The 16,702-nt window shown below is 37.7% G+C and carries 18 protein-coding genes and 1 pseudogene; 9 read left to right on the forward strand and 10 right to left on the reverse strand.

Going from position 1 to position 16,702, the window contains the following annotated elements; genetic code table 11:
- Nucleotides 1-47 precede the first annotated feature (47 nt).
- Together PR683_RS02540 and PR683_RS02545 are read left to right on the forward strand one after the other, a co-directional pair.
- Nucleotides 48-1,804: pseudogene (locus PR683_RS02540) on the forward strand (terminase ATPase subunit family protein).
- Nucleotides 1,804-2,841 carry a phage portal protein gene (locus PR683_RS02545; RefSeq protein WP_048606869.1) on the forward strand — a complete coding sequence of 346 codons (1,038 nt, stop codon included), beginning with the start codon at nt 1,804-1,806 and terminating at the stop codon, nt 2,839-2,841. Before PR683_RS02540 ends, PR683_RS02545 begins: the two are co-directional and overlap by 1 nt.
- A 103-nt stretch (nt 2,842-2,944) precedes the next feature.
- Here PR683_RS02545 and PR683_RS02550 read toward each other — a convergent pair whose 3' ends face one another.
- On the reverse strand, nt 2,945-3,895 hold the full coding sequence (locus PR683_RS02550; RefSeq protein WP_272581658.1) for a hypothetical protein: 951 nt from the start codon (nt 3,893-3,895) through the stop codon (nt 2,945-2,947).
- An 899-nt stretch (nt 3,896-4,794) separates the two neighbouring features.
- On the opposite strand from PR683_RS02550, the gene PR683_RS02555 reads away from it, so the two are divergent.
- Nucleotides 4,795-5,889 carry a DUF3800 domain-containing protein gene (locus PR683_RS02555; RefSeq protein WP_272581659.1) on the forward strand — a complete coding sequence of 365 codons (1,095 nt, stop codon included), beginning with the start codon at nt 4,795-4,797 and terminating at the stop codon, nt 5,887-5,889.
- A gap of 239 nt (nt 5,890-6,128) precedes the next feature.
- Here PR683_RS02555 and PR683_RS02560 read toward each other — a convergent pair whose 3' ends face one another.
- The 7 genes from PR683_RS02560 to PR683_RS02590 all read right to left on the reverse strand — a co-directional run bounded on the left by PR683_RS02560 (nt 6,129) and on the right by PR683_RS02590 (nt 10,778).
- Complete coding sequence (locus tag PR683_RS02560; RefSeq protein ID WP_272581660.1) at nt 6,129-8,519, reverse strand: replication endonuclease; 2,391 nt, start codon at nt 8,517-8,519, stop codon at nt 6,129-6,131.
- Entirely contained in the window at nt 8,512-8,835 is a 324-nt protein-coding gene (locus PR683_RS02565; protein WP_272581661.1) for a DUF5405 family protein, read from the reverse strand. The genes PR683_RS02560 and PR683_RS02565 overlap by 8 nt, the downstream gene beginning before the upstream one ends.
- Nucleotides 8,835-9,635, reverse strand: a complete 801-nt coding sequence (locus PR683_RS02570; RefSeq protein WP_272581662.1) for a DNA adenine methylase — start codon at nt 9,633-9,635, stop codon at nt 8,835-8,837. Before PR683_RS02570 ends, PR683_RS02565 begins: the two co-directional genes overlap by 1 nt.
- Before the next feature lies 1 nt (nt 9,636).
- On the reverse strand, nt 9,637-9,858 hold the full coding sequence (locus PR683_RS02575; protein ID WP_048606886.1) for a TraR/DksA family transcriptional regulator: 222 nt from the start codon (nt 9,856-9,858) through the stop codon (nt 9,637-9,639).
- Nucleotides 9,851-10,111: a DUF2732 family protein gene (locus PR683_RS02580; protein ID WP_230085561.1), complete on the reverse strand. Its 261-nt coding sequence runs from the start codon at nt 10,109-10,111 to the stop codon at nt 9,851-9,853. The genes PR683_RS02575 and PR683_RS02580 overlap by 8 nt, the downstream gene beginning before the upstream one ends.
- A gap of 68 nt (nt 10,112-10,179) precedes the next feature.
- The gene (locus PR683_RS02585; RefSeq protein WP_272581663.1) at nt 10,180-10,611 is read right to left on the reverse strand and encodes a DUF5347 family protein; all 432 of its coding nucleotides are present in this window, start codon (nt 10,609-10,611) and stop codon (nt 10,180-10,182) included.
- A 5-nt stretch (nt 10,612-10,616) separates the two neighbouring features.
- A complete protein-coding gene (locus PR683_RS02590) occupies nt 10,617-10,778 on the reverse strand; it encodes a TetR family transcriptional regulator (RefSeq protein WP_272571292.1) in 162 nt (53 codons plus the stop codon).
- A 78-nt stretch (nt 10,779-10,856) separates the two neighbouring features.
- On the opposite strand from PR683_RS02590, the gene PR683_RS02595 reads away from it, so the two are divergent.
- On the forward strand, nt 10,857-11,144 hold the full coding sequence (locus PR683_RS02595; protein ID WP_272571293.1) for a hypothetical protein: 288 nt from the start codon (nt 10,857-10,859) through the stop codon (nt 11,142-11,144).
- A 402-nt stretch (nt 11,145-11,546) separates the two neighbouring features.
- On the opposite strand, the gene PR683_RS02600 is transcribed toward PR683_RS02595, so the two are convergent.
- Nucleotides 11,547-11,897 (reverse strand): hypothetical protein, encoded by a 351-nt coding sequence (locus PR683_RS02600; protein ID WP_036962129.1) that lies wholly within the window; start codon nt 11,895-11,897, stop codon nt 11,547-11,549.
- 94 nt (nt 11,898-11,991) lie between these two features.
- Here PR683_RS02600 and PR683_RS02605 point away from each other — a divergent pair, with 94 nt between their 5' ends.
- The 3 genes from PR683_RS02605 to PR683_RS02615 all read left to right on the forward strand — a co-directional run bounded on the left by PR683_RS02605 (nt 11,992) and on the right by PR683_RS02615 (nt 13,598).
- Nucleotides 11,992-12,282 (forward strand): helix-turn-helix domain-containing protein, encoded by a 291-nt coding sequence (locus PR683_RS02605; RefSeq protein ID WP_036962131.1) that lies wholly within the window; start codon nt 11,992-11,994, stop codon nt 12,280-12,282.
- The gene (locus PR683_RS02610) at nt 12,279-12,491 is read left to right on the forward strand and encodes a hypothetical protein (RefSeq protein WP_036962134.1); all 213 of its coding nucleotides are present in this window, start codon (nt 12,279-12,281) and stop codon (nt 12,489-12,491) included. The genes PR683_RS02605 and PR683_RS02610 overlap by 4 nt, the downstream gene beginning before the upstream one ends.
- Before the next feature lie 93 nt (nt 12,492-12,584).
- Nucleotides 12,585-13,598: a phage integrase gene (locus tag PR683_RS02615; RefSeq protein WP_272571295.1), complete on the forward strand. Its 1,014-nt coding sequence runs from the start codon at nt 12,585-12,587 to the stop codon at nt 13,596-13,598.
- A 97-nt stretch (nt 13,599-13,695) separates the two neighbouring features.
- Here PR683_RS02615 and PR683_RS02620 read toward each other — a convergent pair whose 3' ends face one another.
- A complete protein-coding gene (locus tag PR683_RS02620; protein ID WP_109911248.1) occupies nt 13,696-14,691 on the reverse strand; it encodes a RhoGAP domain-containing protein in 996 nt (331 codons plus the stop codon).
- A gap of 121 nt (nt 14,692-14,812) precedes the next feature.
- Here PR683_RS02620 and btuC point away from each other — a divergent pair, with 121 nt between their 5' ends.
- Both btuC and btuD read left to right on the forward strand, forming a co-directional pair.
- Nucleotides 14,813-15,814: a vitamin B12 ABC transporter permease BtuC gene (gene btuC, locus PR683_RS02625; RefSeq protein WP_164528919.1), complete on the forward strand. Its 1,002-nt coding sequence runs from the start codon at nt 14,813-14,815 to the stop codon at nt 15,812-15,814.
- 5 nt (nt 15,815-15,819) lie between these two features.
- Nucleotides 15,820-16,593, forward strand: coding sequence for a vitamin B12 ABC transporter ATP-binding protein BtuD (btuD, locus tag PR683_RS02630; RefSeq protein ID WP_227024177.1), 774 nt, complete (start codon nt 15,820-15,822; stop codon nt 16,591-16,593).
- The last annotated feature ends 109 nt before the right edge of the window (nt 16,594-16,702 follow it).

The raw sequence follows: 16,702 nt of genomic DNA on the forward strand, positions 1-16,702 counted from the left end.
AACGGCAGCTCGGGGCGATTGGGCGTGTGAGCCAGTAATCTGGCGACATGAAAACATTACACGATTTTGACCCAAGAAAACGCGCGATGCACCTGTATTTTAACGGGCACCGAATTGCGCGTATTGCTGAAATCCTCAAAGAAAAAGCTGCCACTATCCACAGCTGGAAACGGCGCGACAAATGGGATGAGATTACCCCAGTTGAGCGCGTGGAAATGACGCTAGAAATGCGACTTTGTACGCTAATTAGCAAAGAAAATAAAGAGGGTAAAGACTTTAAAGAAATTGACTTGCTTTACCGGCAAGTCGAACGACACGCCAAAATTCACAAGTATCAAAACGGTGGCAATGAGGTTGATTTAAATCCGAAACTGGCCAATCGCAATAAAGGTGAACGCCGCGCCCTGAGAAGAATTTATTTAGCGAAGAGCAGATTGAAAAGCTGGAAGAAATCTTTCGTGAAAATATGTTTGAGTATCAGAAAGCATGGTACGGCGCCGGCCATAAGCACCGAATTCGCAACATCTTAAAATCACGCCAAATCGGGGCAACTTACTTTTTCGCTCGTGAAGCCTTTATGGATGCACTCATTACCGGTCGAAACCAAATATTTTTATCGGCGAGTAAAGCCCAAGCGCACGTATTCAAAGGCTACATTATTGATATGGCGCGAGAGGTTGATATTGACTTAAAAGGTGATCCGATAGTTTTGCCTAATGGCGCAACACTGTATTTTCTTGGCACCAATGCCCGTACCGCGCAGAGTTACCACGGTAATTTGTATCTTGATGAGTATTTCTGGATACCCAAATTCCAAGAATTACGCAAAGTCGCCTCCGGTATGGCCATGCACAAAAAATGGCGTCAAACCTACTTTTCGACCCCATCCGCATTAACACACAGCGCGTATCCGTTTTGGTCAGGCAAATTATTTAATCGTGGTCGTCGTAAGGCCGATCACGTTGAGGTCGATATCAGCCATCAAGCGTTAGTGAATGGCATGATGTGTGGGGATGGTCAGTGGCGGCAAATTGTCACCATTGAAGATGCCATGCGTGGCGGGTGTAATTTATTCGATATTGATCAACTCTATTTAGAATATAGCCCTGATGAATTCGAAAACTTGCTGATGTGTGAGTTTGTCGATGATATTGCATCCATCTTTAATTTGCAGTTAATGCAAAAATGCATGGTGGACAGTTGGGAAATATGGGACGACGTTCAGCCGTTAATGATACGCCCATACGCCTATCACCCTGTTTGGATTGGTTACGACCCCGCGAAAGGCACACAAAATGGCGACAGCGCAGGCTGCGTGGTAATTGCGCCACCGCTATACAAAGGCGGTAAGTTTCGCATACTTGAACATCATCAATGGCGCGGTATGGATTTTCGTGCGCAATCGGACGCGATAAAAGAACTCACCGAACGCTACAACGTGCAATACATCGGGATTGATTCCACAGGTATTGGTCACGGAGTCCTGCAAAACGTGCGGGAGTTTTTCCCTGCCGCAAAAGAATTTGTCTATAACCCCGCGTTAAAAAATGCCCTAGTCCTTAAGGCCTATGACGTGATTAGCCATGACAGGCTGGAATATGACGCCGGTAGCAATGATATCACCCAATCTTTTATGGCCATTCGCCGTGCGACCACTGCCAGCGGCAACCGCCCAACCTATGAAGCAGACCGCAGCGAAGAGGCCAGCCATGCTGACTTAGCGTGGGCAACCATGCACGCCCTTTATAACGAACCGATCACCGGTGAAAATCACAACCAACATAACATTGTCGAGGTCTTTTAATGAGCCGTAAAAATAAAAAACGCCAATCACAAACACTGGCGCAAAAAACCGACAGCGCATCAATGGAAGCATTCACTTTCGGTGACCCAATCCCTGTGCTTGATAAGCGTGAAATTTTTGATTATTTGGAATGTGTGCAAATTGATAATTACTATGAGCCGCCAATTAGTTTTAACGGCCTTGCGCGCACGTTCCGTGCAGCCCCACACCATAGCAGCGCAATTTATGTAAAACGTAATATTCTCACCAGCACATTTATACCCAATAAATATTTAAGTCGTCAGACGTTTGATAGCTGGGCATTAGATTTTTTACTGTTTGGTAATGGGTATCTTGAAGAACGAAATAACCGTCTGGGGCAGTCGCTGAATTTTAAACATTCGCCGGCAAAGTTTACCCGCCGCGGTGTTGACTTAGAAACTTACTGGTTTGTGCAATATGGCTACGATATTAAACCGTATGAATTTCAAACTGGTAAAGTGTTTCACTTGATTGAGCCGGATATTAACCAAGAGTTATACGGCTTGCCGGAATATCTTGCGGCGATCCCCTCCGTACTGCTCAATGAATCGGCAACACTATTTCGCCGTAAATATTATCTCAATGGCTCGCATGCCGGTTATATCTTGTATATCAGTGATGCAGCACAAAAAACCGATGATGTTGATAAAATTCGTGAAGCACTCAAAAGCAGTAAAGGACCAGGGAACTTTCGCAATTTATTTTTGTACGCACCAGGGGGAAAGAAAGACGGCATCCAAACTATTCCGCTTTCCGAAGCTGCCGCAAAAGATGAATTCCTTAATATCAAAAATGTGAGCCGTGACGACATGTTAGCGGCGCACCGTGTGCCACCACAAATCATGGGGATCATTCCTGAGAATGTCGGCGGCTTTGGTGATGTTGAGAAAGCGGCAAAGGTGTTTGTGCGTAATGAGTTGATGCCGTTACAAAGTAAGATGATGCAATTGAATGATTGGTTTGGTGGGGAAATTATTAAGTTTAATAAATACTCGCTGGATTTAGACGATGAATAATATCACTCGTTAATTCAATGATACCGCCCACTGAGGCGGTATTTTTTGCCTGTAGGTAGGTGATTTGGATGCCCAAATGATGAAATTGCTACAGTTAAGATGGTTATTTATTAATATCATCGGTATAGCTGATGTTGCCTCCAAATTCTGGATAAAGCCAAGTAAAGAATAGAACTAACCCAATGGCGATAACAATAGTTGAAATTATTAACAAAACTAAAGCCCATGAAGGAGGTAAAATTGTGGCCCAAAATGGCCATAGCATAAATAAAATTCCTAAAACGATGATTGTTAAAATAGTGTTATATGTATTTTCTGACCTTCTCTTTGATGGTGCAAATTCAAATGTTTTTGGATCTATATCGAGTTTAGTAAATACACATTGATTGATTTTTATATCAGGAATTCTCGCAAGTCCTTTAAGAATTGCTTTGAGCATTAATTTTCTTTTTTCTACAGGAGAGAATGGAGAATAGTTAAGCCAGTTCTCGATGGGTAATTTATACTCTTCACTTTCATTTAAGGCGTTTTTATATTGAAGAACAAGATAGTCTGGCCTATATCTACCGCCTGTTTCGATATGAACAACATACCCAGAACAAATATTTTCCCAGCATATTTCAATGTTCATTTTTGGACATGTGGCACAAGAAAAGCGAAATCCGTCATTATCGACAGATAAATAACCAACAGTTTTATTAAATCGTTTTAGTAGAGTAAAAAATGAAACTAATAGTATGATCTCAATAGTGACAAAAAGAAACTTTCCAGAGATAACATTCCATAGAGCAAGAGAAGTAAATGCACATATCAAAGTACAAAATAACCATATAAAATAGGTAGGTGTTTGATTACCATGTCCAATGATTGATTCTATAGGAAGTTTTAATTCATCAGGTAATGGATAAGTAATTGTTTCGAAATGGATATAAGGACGGCTATTGTTGCTAATACTATTGTCATTTAGGCTATCAGTACTAAAAATAGTCTTATCGTAGTTATAGTGGTTTCTATTTCTAGGTTTGTTTTTGTTTTTGTTTTTGTTTTTTTTCATTTTCTAAATGGTAAGTTGTTGTAATTAATTCTTTTCAGTGCTTTTAAACGTTAACATAAGTTAAATTTTTTGTCTATAAAGACTAAAGGTGCTCAGGGTTTTGGCTTGATATCTGCAAAAATCGAAAGACATAAATCGTTTAATTAAAATCATTTTTATCGACAAAAATTTATACAACTCCCGCAATTCTTCAGGTGAAATTTCGCCCATTGTTTAAAACAATAAAAGAGGTGAGTAATGTCGCAAAATACTAATCCGATGCCAAAAATTGGCTTCGTTTTACTCGACTGCCCTAACTTGTATTAGTTCGCCAAGACGAATCCGCAATAAATTATCCTCATCAAATACCGATTTAAACAGCACCACGCGCCACCTCAACGCACGCAAAAATAATTACTATCTACTTATAGAAAATTGAATTTAACGCCGTGACGGCTCGGAAATTTTGCGGACGGATATTTAACAATAAACACCTCGCCGCGCAATCGTAGCCCCGCCACGCCTGCCCACTAAATAGGTCGGTTTTCATGCAGGTGCATGAGATAGTCCGAATCGTGCCAGTAGTAGCACCGCACATAGATAACGATCCTTTTTTATCTTGCAGATTGCGGCAGAAAATTGCAGAAATTATCTAGTAGGCAAAGTTAAAATAAAAACCACCTTTCCGGCGTTTGGATTTAAAATTTTTTTGACATTCATTAGTTCTTTAAGAATCTGATATTGTACTCCGCAATATTTCGTACATTATAATAGTTAGATTATTGAGGTACTGGTTTATGCATAGCATAATTTAAATATTTTTATTTGGTTCCTAAATTAATTAGGCTAGACTGGCGCCTCGGAAAAAGCCATGATTCAAATAAAAATGTGATAAAGATACACTTTATAAAGAGGAAAAAATGGATTATTTTTTGGACGAGAGTGGAAATACAGGTGACTTAGTTAAGATGCCATCTGATTTAAATTTTGCGAATCAACCTTTTTTTTCATTAGCTTGTGTTGGAGTACCAGATTGTGAAAATTTGAATTCATATATTAATGAGCTAAAGAAAAAACATAAAATACAAGGTGAGGAATTAAAATCAACAAATATCTACAAATCAAACCCTAAATTCATGCTAGAGTTATTTAAATATATAGAAATAGAAAAACTACCTTTTTACATAGAGGTCGTTGATAAAAAATATACTATCATCGCATCTATGATAGAAAGTCAAATAACTCCCCCATACTTTAACGTTTTTGAAATGGAAAGGCAAAAACAAGTTTTTAAAATTGAGTTATCCGATTATTTATCTGAAAATTTACCCAATCGTTGTTATGATGCATTCTTTGAATCATGTTTAAACAAATCCGATGAAAATTTATTAAAATCAATGAAATGCTTTCGCAATTACTTTAGCAGTAATACATTCGATTTTAAATACAAAAATGAAGCATTAAAATCCTTGAAAAATACAATTCGTTTTTTTCATAATGAAAAAAAAACAGACAAAGATATTTTAAATAAATTAACTCCAATTCCTGATATAAACAAGCGAGGTGCTGAGATACACATACTACCACATGTAAACTCTTGGTTTAATATAATAGGAAAAGTTAATAAATATCATAAAAAAGACTTATCTGATGTGAAATTTTTTCATGATAAACAAGATCATTTTGATGATATCTTACTGTACTGTATAGATGTAATAAAAAAAAATAATGCAATTAACCCATTTGATCCTAGTACGGATTATAATGTTACAGGAGACATACTACTTGAATTTCCTGATTCAAAAAAATCATCTGGAATTCAGTTAGCAGATATTCTGGCAGGGTTTACTTCAAGATATGCTTCTGATTTCCTTTATAATAAACACATAGATGATATATATCATGATGTATTTATGCAGTTAAAAAAATGCTATTCTAAGGATGATTTTTTTAGTGTGAATTTTGTTTTACCGTTAAATAGAAGAAATATCTTATTTGAAAAATTTAGCCTTTAACCTGATTCTTAAGTAAATTTTATATTTTCTATACTTTCTGCAATGCGCTCCACTAGTAATAAAGTGCATTGCAGGTTGATATCATCCATACACAATCATTATCTCGCAAGTCTGAAAGATGAGATAATAGTATAATTATTTGGCTTTAGTTATTAAAAACCCTTATCCATAAAATATTTATTGCCATTTATATAAGTAATATAATTAACAACACAACTAAAAAACAATACACCAAGTCATCAATTAATTCGCGCTAATACATTAATACACCGACGTCTATGTTTCTCAAAAATTGCCTCTTTTTGTTTTTCTAACTCCCGTCTTTGCAGCTCTTTCCCATCCTCATTTAACCCCAATCTCAACCTATCTCCATCAACTTTTATAAAATGCAGTCCATCACTTACGCCTAAACCGTTAATGAACATGGTTTCAATCTGAGGAATATCGAAATTAATGCCGACTTCGTTGGCAAAATTGATAATTTCTGACTGAATTTCCTTATCGACCTCACTTACTTCAATGTTTGAAACCTGTCTCTGATGCTTACCTTGTGATATTTCGCTTCCTACCGCGTTCTCATCGTCCGTTTCTATAAACGCGAAACCGTATTCCTTAATGTTGCATACTTCACCAGAGCCATGCTCAGGCTCGTAAAATTGCACATCTGATAGATTGGATGTGATCCGCGATCTACAGTTATTGACAGGACTCCGAGTCGCTCCGCTGTCGCTCTTTAAAAGATTAAAATCAACGTCAACGGCACTTTTTTTGACGATTTGGTACTTTCTTTCACGGGTTTTAAGTACTGGTGCATCGGCTTTGAGTTGATGATAAATACCAACAACTTTTTGAACCTCTTCGCCGTAAACATTCACGTCACTAACTTCTCGGGCAACTCGTATTGTTTCTTCTCTTCGGCGAATACATGGACCACCTTGTGACATGATGTATTCATCAAATTTGCCTTGGTCGGCAGCAGCTCTAACACGTTCGGCAACATCCCCAAGTTTGTCAGCAATGGAAACACCACGAGGTAAGCGGCGGCATTCACGGTATGCGCCTTTAGATGGGAGCTTATAAAATTGAAATTGCGGAATACGCCATGTTGACGCCCACGCGGTAACCGCTGCCGCCATGCTTTTTAGGTCTTTGCCTGTTTCATGGTCTATCTCACCATCAAGGGCATACCCATCGATATTTTTAGCGATATATTTAGCGATGTAACCCACGGCACCGCCGCGGTTCATATGCTTACATTTAAATCGGTATTTTTGTGCGCCCGCTTCGTTACCATCTTCTTTCAGGGCACGCTTACGCATAATATCAATAGCTTTTGCTCGGCTGGCCTTATCAACAAAAAGCAGCATATGCCAGTGGGGAGTACCGTCATGATGAGGCTCAACTACACGAACACCATAAATATTGATATTGTTATCATTGAAAGCGGAACGAATACGCGACCACACTTTGACTAAATAACGCTGCCCGTCTTTTGGCGTGTAAGCCTCATCTTTCCATTTACGATTGAGCACAGCGTGCAAATCACCTTTATTTTTATCTTTGCGCTGCTTTGTCGGGTGGTACTTTGACGGGCACGTCAGCGTGATAAACATCCCGATATCACCGCGTTCTTTTGCCACGCGCTCAATCCCTGCCATTTGCGCCATTAATTCCATGCGGCGAATTTCAGGGTTTGACACACTGGCCATCACTTTATCGAACAGATCAAAACGCTCACCTGTTTCAACATCTTGAATATCCATACCCTGTAAATATTGCATGTTGGATAAACGCTGTGCTTGAACGGCACGGATCGCTTGCTTACTGGCGTATGGGTGGCGATTAATGCACACATCCATATTGGCAATCATGATTGCCTCAATCCATTGTGTTCTATGGGCTTTTAGCTTACGGTGCCAGTAATCTGCATTAACAAGACGAGAAATAGCTGCGATCACTTGGTGCATTGTTAGGTTTTGCTTCCCTTTGCGGCGCTTTCGATTTTTTAAAACTTTGAGATAACTTTGGTGATAAAGCGGTGTGACATGTAAATTTAGAGATAATTCAGCCAATGCCCCGTAAATTTGAGTTTGTGCTGAATCATCATAGATAATTTCACGATCACCGCCGTTTTGCTCGGTTAGCTGGTCGCAATAGGCTTCATATAGAGTGAAAAAACCATTAGAAATGTGCTCTGCCAGTTTTTTGATTGGTTTGTCATAAAGGTCAAACAACCGGTTAAATTGACTGATTTCAGGTGTAAAGCGAGTTGAAAGCGTCAATAGTGCTTTCGTTTTTAACTCATATCGAGAATTAACCGCGGTGATACGAGGAAATATCCGCTTATAAAAATCAGAGCGTAAAAATTCATAAGCTTTATAGTGGCCTGACTCTTTAATGATGTATTCATAATGCTTTTGAATACGATAACGTAAAATACGCGGTAAAGTTTCAATTTCATCTAAAATCGCTTGCGCATGAATTTGTTGTTCATGGGTAAGGGATTTCTCAAGTGCGTCAATATCAGCTTTGTAGTAATTATTTTTTTCTGGCTTATTCCACGGATACGGAAAAGTCATATCCGCGGTATAAGTTAACGGTTGCTGCGTAAAATCTAATACCTTAGACATTTAGCGCACCACCCAAGGTTTCTGGTCGTAATGCGTTGATGGCCGTTTCACAACGGCGAGAGATGATATCAACTGTTTTACGGTAAACATCTAATGATTTGATACCTTTACCTTTAACACGGTTAACATGATAAGAAGTTAATTCAATCGCCAGCATCCACGGATCAGAATGGCAACAAACCAACTCATAGCAACGAGCCATTTTATTGATTTGCAATAGTCGCCATTGAACCGCATTTGAATCTTCGTCAACATGGCGCTGAATAGCAAAAGCTGTCCCGCTAATATACACACCGTCTTTAGGGTCGAGAGTCATTAATTGACCCCCGCTAAAACGGCGATAATTTCAGTGGCTGATTTACGATTACCGTTCGCTGCAATTGTTCGTGGGGCTTCTATTTCATAAACAGTAAAACCAAGGTCAGCGTAAAGCTCTTTCGCTTCGATAGAATTTGAAACAGTTATCGCGTTCCCTTGAATATCATTGAGATCTTTTAACGCAAACGCTAATGCCTCATGGTCTGCATCAGTGAAATCTGTCGCGTGATATCGGGTAAAGTTGTCGCCCATATAAGGAGGATCACAATAAACACCGTCGCCATAATCGACTAAAGAAAGTGTGTCTTGCCATTCAAGACAAACGATACTTGCATCCATCGCCTTATCGTAAAAAGCAAGAATTTCATTTATTGGATAATATGATTTTTTATAGTGCCCGTAGGGTACATTGAATTCCCCTCTTGAGTTATAACGACACAACCCATTGAAACAATGACGATTTAAATATAAAAACCGAAATGGATGATTGAAACCATCTTTATTCAAGGTATTAAATAAAGTACGTTGAGCTTTATAGTTCAACTCAGTATTTAAACTAGGCCATTCAAGTTCTTTTTTAAAAAAATACTCGATATCGTCTTGTATCATTAAATACAAGTTAATTAAATTGTCGTTAACATCCGCAATTAAATACCGCTCATAGTTAGTATTCATCATCACGGCACATGAGCCAGCAAACGGCTCAACTAGGCTTTTAGTCTTAGGTAAGTGCGGGCGTAGTTGCTCCATAATGCGAACTTTAGAGCCAGCCCATTTGAGAATAGTTTTATTCGCCACGTCACACGCTCCGATAATGTTTACTTTTAAGTTCAAAAATCGTTTGGCAATCAATGCAGCGAGTGCAACCCTGTGATGCAATGCGGCGTGCTTCTGAAATAGGCTTGTCACAATCTTCACATTCAAAAGCGGAAACACTGACTAAACGGTTAGTAATGGTTTTTATTTGTTGCTCACGCATGAGCATTTCGTGCTCGCTAGCGCGGTCAATTTCTTTAGACATGATCTAACTCCGCAGCCAGATTTGAGTAATGCTCAGACTCACCAACTAATAACTGGTGAATTTGTTCATCGCTTAATTTTTCGTTAATTAACTTGCACGCGATAGCATCAAGACGAGATGAAAATTTGTCATACATGGTTTTGCGTTCATCTTCGCGAATTGCTGTAATACTGATAGCGACAGCGGAGTAATCGCGCTTACCGGTTGCAGTATCAACACCTATCAAAATTGGCTTTATCTCTTTATTTTTCATTATCAAACCCTCAAATTTAGAATGTAGAAATCCCTGACGCGCTAACGTCATTAATTTGTTTTTTTACCTTAAATAGGCATGGCGATATGTTTAGGTAATAGCGCCGCGAGTGCTTTAATTTGATTTACTGCTAAAATAATTGATTGTTGTTCCTCTTTATTAAATTCATCGAAACCTAAATGATGTTGATTGCTTTTTATTTCTGCTAAATAAAAAATCATATTTAGCATCCGTTCATCGCTTAACCTCAAATACTCAATAAATCCGGCTAGCTCTCTATTATCTGGATTTTCCTTATCAGAATGGAATACTGATGTTCTTAACTTTGCGGCTTGATTTAGTCCATTGACTCGGCTTTCAAAGGTTACCCCTTGGTTCTGATAAAGCTTGATATTTGCTTGGTGCGCGATGATATCGGCCGGCCTTGCATCTTGCTTTACGTTATCGAGCAACTGGATTAACTGTTTAGTTTTCACTAATACAGCCGCTGAGCTACTCATGGTTTTTATTTAATAGCAACAGCGAACAGATATAAAAAGAACAAAATACCAACACACATAAATATTTTATCCGCCTTAGATACTTTGCGTTTTTTATTGCGTTTGAAATTATTAATAGATGAACCGGTTAGCTTATGTTTATATTGTTGCTTATCATATGTTCTCATTTTATGTTCCTATTTTTGTGTATTCTAAATTACACTATGGTATCTTTGGCTTTAGTTATAAAAATAAAGGATTAAGTTATGTACGAAACCCCCATTCAGCTCACCATCCGTAAAGAGTTAGAGCCTTTGTTAGAGACAATTAACGATTTAGAATTTCAAGTTAACCTACAGCACCGACTTATAATTGCATTAATGAGTGAGTTACCAGATGGAGCATTGAAAGGCTTTACCCCTTTTGATATGGCTATAAGGGATTATATAAAGCATTTTCCAGTAAACTCTGATCAACACTATGATGTCATTACGACTATTAATCAAAGCATTGAATTAGCTGAAAATTATAAGAATACAGCGCCTGTTGAATAGGTTTGAGCTTCGTTAAAATTTACGTCATCGAATATTTGTATAAAAATTTCTTTTATATCGGTGGCGTTATATTTTTTCCCATTCGATAAAATTAAACACTCACATGATAATGATGCAACAGGATAATTTGCTGCAATCATCTGAGGATTAATTAAATAGTTTTTTCCGTTAGCTTTAAACATTAGGTATTTCAATTTCTATTCCTTATTCTTAGGTAGAGCTTATTTATATACAGGGTTACCTCATCCATAGAATCAAATAACCCGTAAGAATCATCATTTCGTTGAACATGAAAGCGGGTTACGGGATTCATCGTTTTAGCCGGTAGCTTAACAATTAGAAAGCCACGATATTTAAAGCTATGGGTGGATATTTGCTCTATGCAAGCTCTCATGTTTTCACCTAGCCCTTTAAAGCGTTCTCTACAGATTTTAAATTGTCTGGAACGACATCTAAATCTTCCATAAGCTTTTTAGCTCGCTTAAACCAGCTATCTTTCCAGCCCATTCGCTCTGCTGCAGGAAGCTTACGAGCGACTTCCCAACACATTTCTAAATACTCGTTATACATAATCATTAAACGCATATCACTGAAACCCTCTCCGTGAATTTGGCGCTCTGTACGGATAGGTAAACGACGGCGATCCATTAACTTTCTAACACTGCTTTCTGACTTGCCAGTTCGGCGACAAAATTCATCAGCGGTGATCGGGTCTGGGATTTTGAACAACAGTTCTAACAATTTCTCATTCATGTGATAATCTCTCCTATTGGGGTATTTCATTAACAAAATACCCCTTATGGCATTTAATAAGACAACATTAATACATACGTCGGAGAATTGCAACATGCGTCTAAGTGTATCTGAGAAATTAAAACTCATGAGAGAAAGTGAACGGCTTACAAGTTTGCCCGAAACCGCGCAAATGCTCGGTTTAAGTAGGGATGCTTTATGGCGTTATGAAAACGGGAAAACAGTGCCTAATGCTGATGTAATTACTTCAATTATTAGCAATCCAAAATTTGAAAAATATGCACTTTGGTTTGTCACAGGAAAAATTGCTCCAGAAGTAGGACAAATAGCACCTGCACTTTATGACCCTAAAAATTATGAAACAGACGAGGAAAAGCAAGCATGACCTTAAATGATAAGCTTAACGAAATGCTACATGTAGAAAAGATTAAAATGGCTGTACCGCAAAATATCAACTGGCTTTCTGTCGAACGTATTTTGAAACACCGAAAATTAGAAAAGTATAGCTTGTGGATTACGACCGGAAAGATACTTCCTGAAGCTGGTCAAATTTCACCGGCTATCGCGCACAGTGGGCATACTCTAATAATTTAGTTGTTTATACGTACAAAAATTGGTTGGAAATATACCAACATTATATTTGTAATGAAAATCTAGAATTACCTCGTTTAACCGGAGGGCGCAACAATGACTATTAAGGCGCTTGAAGGTGGACGTTACAAAGTGGATATCAGACCGCAGGGCAGATCAGGAAAGAGAGTTCAGCGGATATTTAAAAAGAAAGCCGATGCAATAGCTTATGAAAGAAGCGTTATGCTAACGGCCAATAGTGAAGAATGGAACAGTGAATCAAGAGACTACAGATCATTAAAAGATATATGTGATATTTGGTGGAACTTTATTGGTCGCAACCTAAAGTATTCAAAAAAATACAAGGCTATTTTAACAAGAATAACTAAGGACATGAGTAACCCGGCTGTATACCAGATTACACCAAAGTTATTAGCTAGGTATTGCTCTGATAGATTACAAAGTGGCGTGAAAGCATCAACTATCAATAGAGAGTTTAATTTGCTAATGAGCATTTTTACTTCACTGGCAGAAATTGGCGAGTGCTCTAAAAATAATCCGATTAAATCTCTTGGTAAGTTGAAAGAAGAAAAACCAGAAATGGCTTATCTGACAAAAAGTGATATTGAAAAATTACTTAATGTCATGACCGGTGATTACTTACGCATAACTATTTTATGTCTAAGTACGGGGGCAAGATGGGGAGAAGCCATTAGTTTAAAGGCTGAAAACTTATTGCATGGGCGAGTTACATTTATGAAAACAAAAAATGGTAGGCATAGAACTGTTCCCATTTCTGATGATGTAATGAGAACTGTAAAAGTAAAAGATTCTGGATTACTTTTCGATGTTGATTATGTGACCTACAGATCAATTCTGAAAGAAGTTAAACCAGATTTGCCGCATGGTCAGGCCGTGCATGTTTTACGGCATTCTTTTGCAGCTCACTTTATGATGAACGGTGGCAATATTCTCACTCTTCAAAAAATCATGGGTCATGCGAGTATTCAGCAAACAATGACATACGCACACTTTGCCCCTGACTATTTAAATGAGGCCATTTCATGCAACCCTTTAAGGGGAGGCATCCACATTCCATCCACCGATATGGGGTGTAATGATGCGAATTAACTTATCACGATATTCGTAAGTTATTGAAAAATATTGCTAGCCCCGATGTTCTGGGGCTGGCAATGACCGCCTAGGCGGTCTTTTGTTTTTAAGAATTTTAAGCGTGTAATTTAGTGTGAATCAATATCTCAATAAAGGTAATCATTCTATTATTTAATAGGATATTTTCTTTCGAAGGTGTTTTAAATTGTTCTGCTAATAGCCTCGGCGCTACGCATATAGCAAGGTTTTTTGCATCCATTTTTGTTGCTGGGTTTTTAGCAATATCAGCCAAAAGTGAGATAAGCATGTTGAATGGTAATGTCGGTGTTTCCCAATTAATTCTGGTTTTTGTATTGGCTAATATAATTTTTTCTTTTTCGCCAGTAATCCCATTATTTTTCATAAATTCGATAACATCTCGCTGATTTTGAAGAGCATCGCTTAAAGCTCGGTCAGGCGATTTGTTCAAGAAATCGGTGGAATAATCTTGCTTGTCCATGATCTGTCCAAATAATTCTTTATAAGCCAAAGTCATGGATGGTAGGCTGATATTATGTTCATCAATAAATTTTTGAGTAAGTTGCTTACCTGAATTTAAACGTTCAAAGATATTATTCATATCTGTTTTCTTACCTGAAAGTCTGAAGATTCCTTCAGTTGACGCAAACTCAGGATGTAGCCGAATTGCCTTATCTAATTTATTGAACTGATGATGCTTTTTTTGTTCTTCATAAGTTGTTTTTTTTTGAGCTTTAATCGCATTTCTATTTTCTATATATTTCAATATAATATCTATATTATTGGTTGCGGATTGTAATCGATCTTTTTGTATATTTTCAGTTTTTGAAATAATATCCATGCTAATTGAAAGGTTATCGGCATCGTTACTAGTTTTAGGCATGTGAGTGCTATGAGCTTTAATGTTATCTGAACGATATATTGGGTTCTCATATACTTTAAATTTGGTTTTGTTGCTAAATAGCGGATAACAGAATATTTTATTACACATGAATTTTATTTGTTGCCAAAATGAAGGCGGCTTAGGCTCTTGGACAAATGGATTAGTCATTTGTGAGGGAGTTTTAATGGGCAACTTAGTTGAAATGCTCATAGTGTTCCTTTGGTTTTGTGGTTGATGAAGCTCTAATTATCATAGGTAGTTGTTATCGTATTTCTTTCATAAATAGATATAATCGAGAATTCACAACGCTATTTTAAATATTATTAACATAATGAATAATCACTTAATAAATCTTCAAAAAAATCAGCTTCGCTCTGATATGCGATTAGTTATTGTGCTAATAATTTTATTAGTAGTCACCGCAGTGATTGCATTAAGCGTGGGTGAAATTCATCTATGGCCAAATCAATGGATGAATGACACTGCACAACTTTTTGTCTGGCAAATTCGCTTTCCCCGCACATTAGCGGTCATTGTCATTGGCGCAGCTCTTGCAGTCACAGGGGCTATAATGCAAGCTTTATTTGAAAACCCTTTAGCAGAACCAGGCTTATTAGGGGTTAGCAATGGTGCGGGTGTTGCAGTGGTGCTGACTGTATTATTATCATCAGGTGTGACGCATTATTGGCTATTAAGTGTTAGCGCGATTATAGGGGCTTTATTATTTACCTCCATATTGCTTTACTTTGCTCGTCGTAAGAACTTGAATAATTCGAGTTTATTGCTTGTTGGGGTTGCACTTGGTGTGATTAGTGGGGCTTGTATGACATGGATGGTGTATATGAGCAGTAACCTTGATTTGCGGCAGTTACTGTATTGGATGATGGGGAGTTTTAGTGGGGTTGATTGGCGTCAAATTGGCCTTGTTATTGGCTGTTTACCGTTTTTAATTTGGGTGCTCTTCCAAGGTAATATACTGAATTATCTTTCATTAGGTACAGTACAAGCTTATCAATTAGGAATCTCAGTCCATAAATGGCGCGTGATATTAATTATTATTAGTGGTGTATTAATTGGCCTCAGCGTCGCTATTGCGGGTGCGATTAGTTTTATTGGTTTGGTTATTCCTCATATATTGCGATTAAGTGGTTTAACAGATAACCGAGTATTATTAGTTGGTTCTGCTGTAGCAGGGGCATTAGGGTTATTAATTGCAGATATACTGTCTCGGTTATTAATCGCCAATGCCGAAGTTCCTATTGGTGTTATTACGGCCACCTTAGGGGCACCGATATTTATTTTCTTGTTAATTCGTCACCAACAATGGCGGTAGAAGTGATGGATAACAAATTAATTATTGATATTAAAAATATTACCGTCGATACTCGATTGATTAATGTTTCAGCTCAAGTGCGGGCTGGAGAACAAATTCATCTATTGGGTGCGAATGGGGCGGGGAAAAGTACATTATTAGCTGCGATAAGCGGTTATTTACCTGTAGGCGGCGATATTTTAATTGATGGCCGAAGTATACGGCAATATCGTATTGCACAATTAAGCCAACAGCGTGCTTATCTTTCACAATTAGTTAGTTACGTTCCTATACTCAAAGTTTTTCAATACTTTGGCCTTTTTTCACCTGACACCTTGTTTTCCAATGATATTTTTGAGCGCTTATGTTCAGATTTTCAACTGACATCATTATTAAGTAAACCTATTAGCCAACTCTCGGGTGGAGAATGGCAGAGGGTTCGAATTACAGCCGCATTTTTGCAGGTTTGGGATAAACAGCAATGCAAGGGAAAATTCATATTATTGGATGAGCCGACCAATAATTTAGATATTATTCAGCAATCGATGCTTGATAAATGGATTAAATATTTTTGTGATTGCTTAGGAACCGTTATAATGAGTGGTCATGACCTTAGTCATTCATATAAAAATGCATCTTGTATTTGGATGATGAAACAAGGACAGTTAGTCGCAATAGGGAAACCAGAGTGCATAATGACAGAAAATAATTTATCTGACATATTTATGTCTGAAATTAAGTTAAGTCACAGTACATCTCATCAAGTGTGGCAGGTTATAAATTTAGCGGATAAGCAATAAGTTGTTTTTATCACACATTTTTACATGATAATCCCGCAATGTTTGCAGGTGTTGAGGTTCGGTTAAAGTATAATTAACTAGAATATTCTATTCACAATGAAAACTAGGC

It is taken from the genome of Providencia sp. PROV269 (assembly GCF_028477785.1).
GTDB lineage: Bacteria > Pseudomonadota > Gammaproteobacteria > Enterobacterales > Enterobacteriaceae > Providencia > Providencia rettgeri.

Excerpts from the sequence above, each read along its gene's own strand:
- PR683_RS02575 (WP_048606886.1), bottom strand. The coding sequence starts at position 9,858 with ATGTCTAAAGAAATTGACCGCGCTAGCGAGCACGAAATGCTCATGCGT.
- PR683_RS02595 (WP_272571293.1), top strand. The coding sequence starts at position 10,857 with ATGTACGAAACCCCCATTCAGCTCACCATCCGTAAAGAGTTAGAGCCT.
- PR683_RS02555 (WP_272581659.1), top strand. The coding sequence starts at position 4,795 with ATGGATTATTTTTTGGACGAGAGTGGAAATACAGGTGACTTAGTTAAG.
- PR683_RS02545 (WP_048606869.1), top strand. The coding sequence starts at position 1,804 with ATGAGCCGTAAAAATAAAAAACGCCAATCACAAACACTGGCGCAAAAA.
- PR683_RS02585 (WP_272581663.1), bottom strand. The coding sequence starts at position 10,611 with ATGAGTAGCTCAGCGGCTGTATTAGTGAAAACTAAACAGTTAATCCAG.
- btuD (WP_227024177.1), top strand. The coding sequence starts at position 15,820 with ATGGATAACAAATTAATTATTGATATTAAAAATATTACCGTCGATACT.
- PR683_RS02610 (WP_036962134.1), top strand. The coding sequence starts at position 12,279 with ATGACCTTAAATGATAAGCTTAACGAAATGCTACATGTAGAAAAGATT.
- PR683_RS02580 (WP_230085561.1), bottom strand. The coding sequence starts at position 10,111 with ATGAAAAATAAAGAGATAAAGCCAATTTTGATAGGTGTTGATACTGCA.
- PR683_RS02615 (WP_272571295.1), top strand. The coding sequence starts at position 12,585 with ATGACTATTAAGGCGCTTGAAGGTGGACGTTACAAAGTGGATATCAGA.
- PR683_RS02600 (WP_036962129.1), bottom strand. The coding sequence starts at position 11,897 with ATGAATGAGAAATTGTTAGAACTGTTGTTCAAAATCCCAGACCCGATC.
- PR683_RS02605 (WP_036962131.1), top strand. The coding sequence starts at position 11,992 with ATGCGTCTAAGTGTATCTGAGAAATTAAAACTCATGAGAGAAAGTGAA.
- PR683_RS02620 (WP_109911248.1), bottom strand. The coding sequence starts at position 14,691 with ATGAGCATTTCAACTAAGTTGCCCATTAAAACTCCCTCACAAATGACT.
- PR683_RS02565 (WP_272581661.1), bottom strand. The coding sequence starts at position 8,835 with ATGACTCTCGACCCTAAAGACGGTGTGTATATTAGCGGGACAGCTTTT.
- PR683_RS02560 (WP_272581660.1), bottom strand. The coding sequence starts at position 8,519 with ATGTCTAAGGTATTAGATTTTACGCAGCAACCGTTAACTTATACCGCG.
- PR683_RS02590 (WP_272571292.1), bottom strand. The coding sequence starts at position 10,778 with ATGAGAACATATGATAAGCAACAATATAAACATAAGCTAACCGGTTCA.
- PR683_RS02550 (WP_272581658.1), bottom strand. The coding sequence starts at position 3,895 with ATGAAAAAAAACAAAAACAAAAACAAAAACAAACCTAGAAATAGAAAC.
- btuC (WP_164528919.1), top strand. The coding sequence starts at position 14,813 with ATGAATAATCACTTAATAAATCTTCAAAAAAATCAGCTTCGCTCTGAT.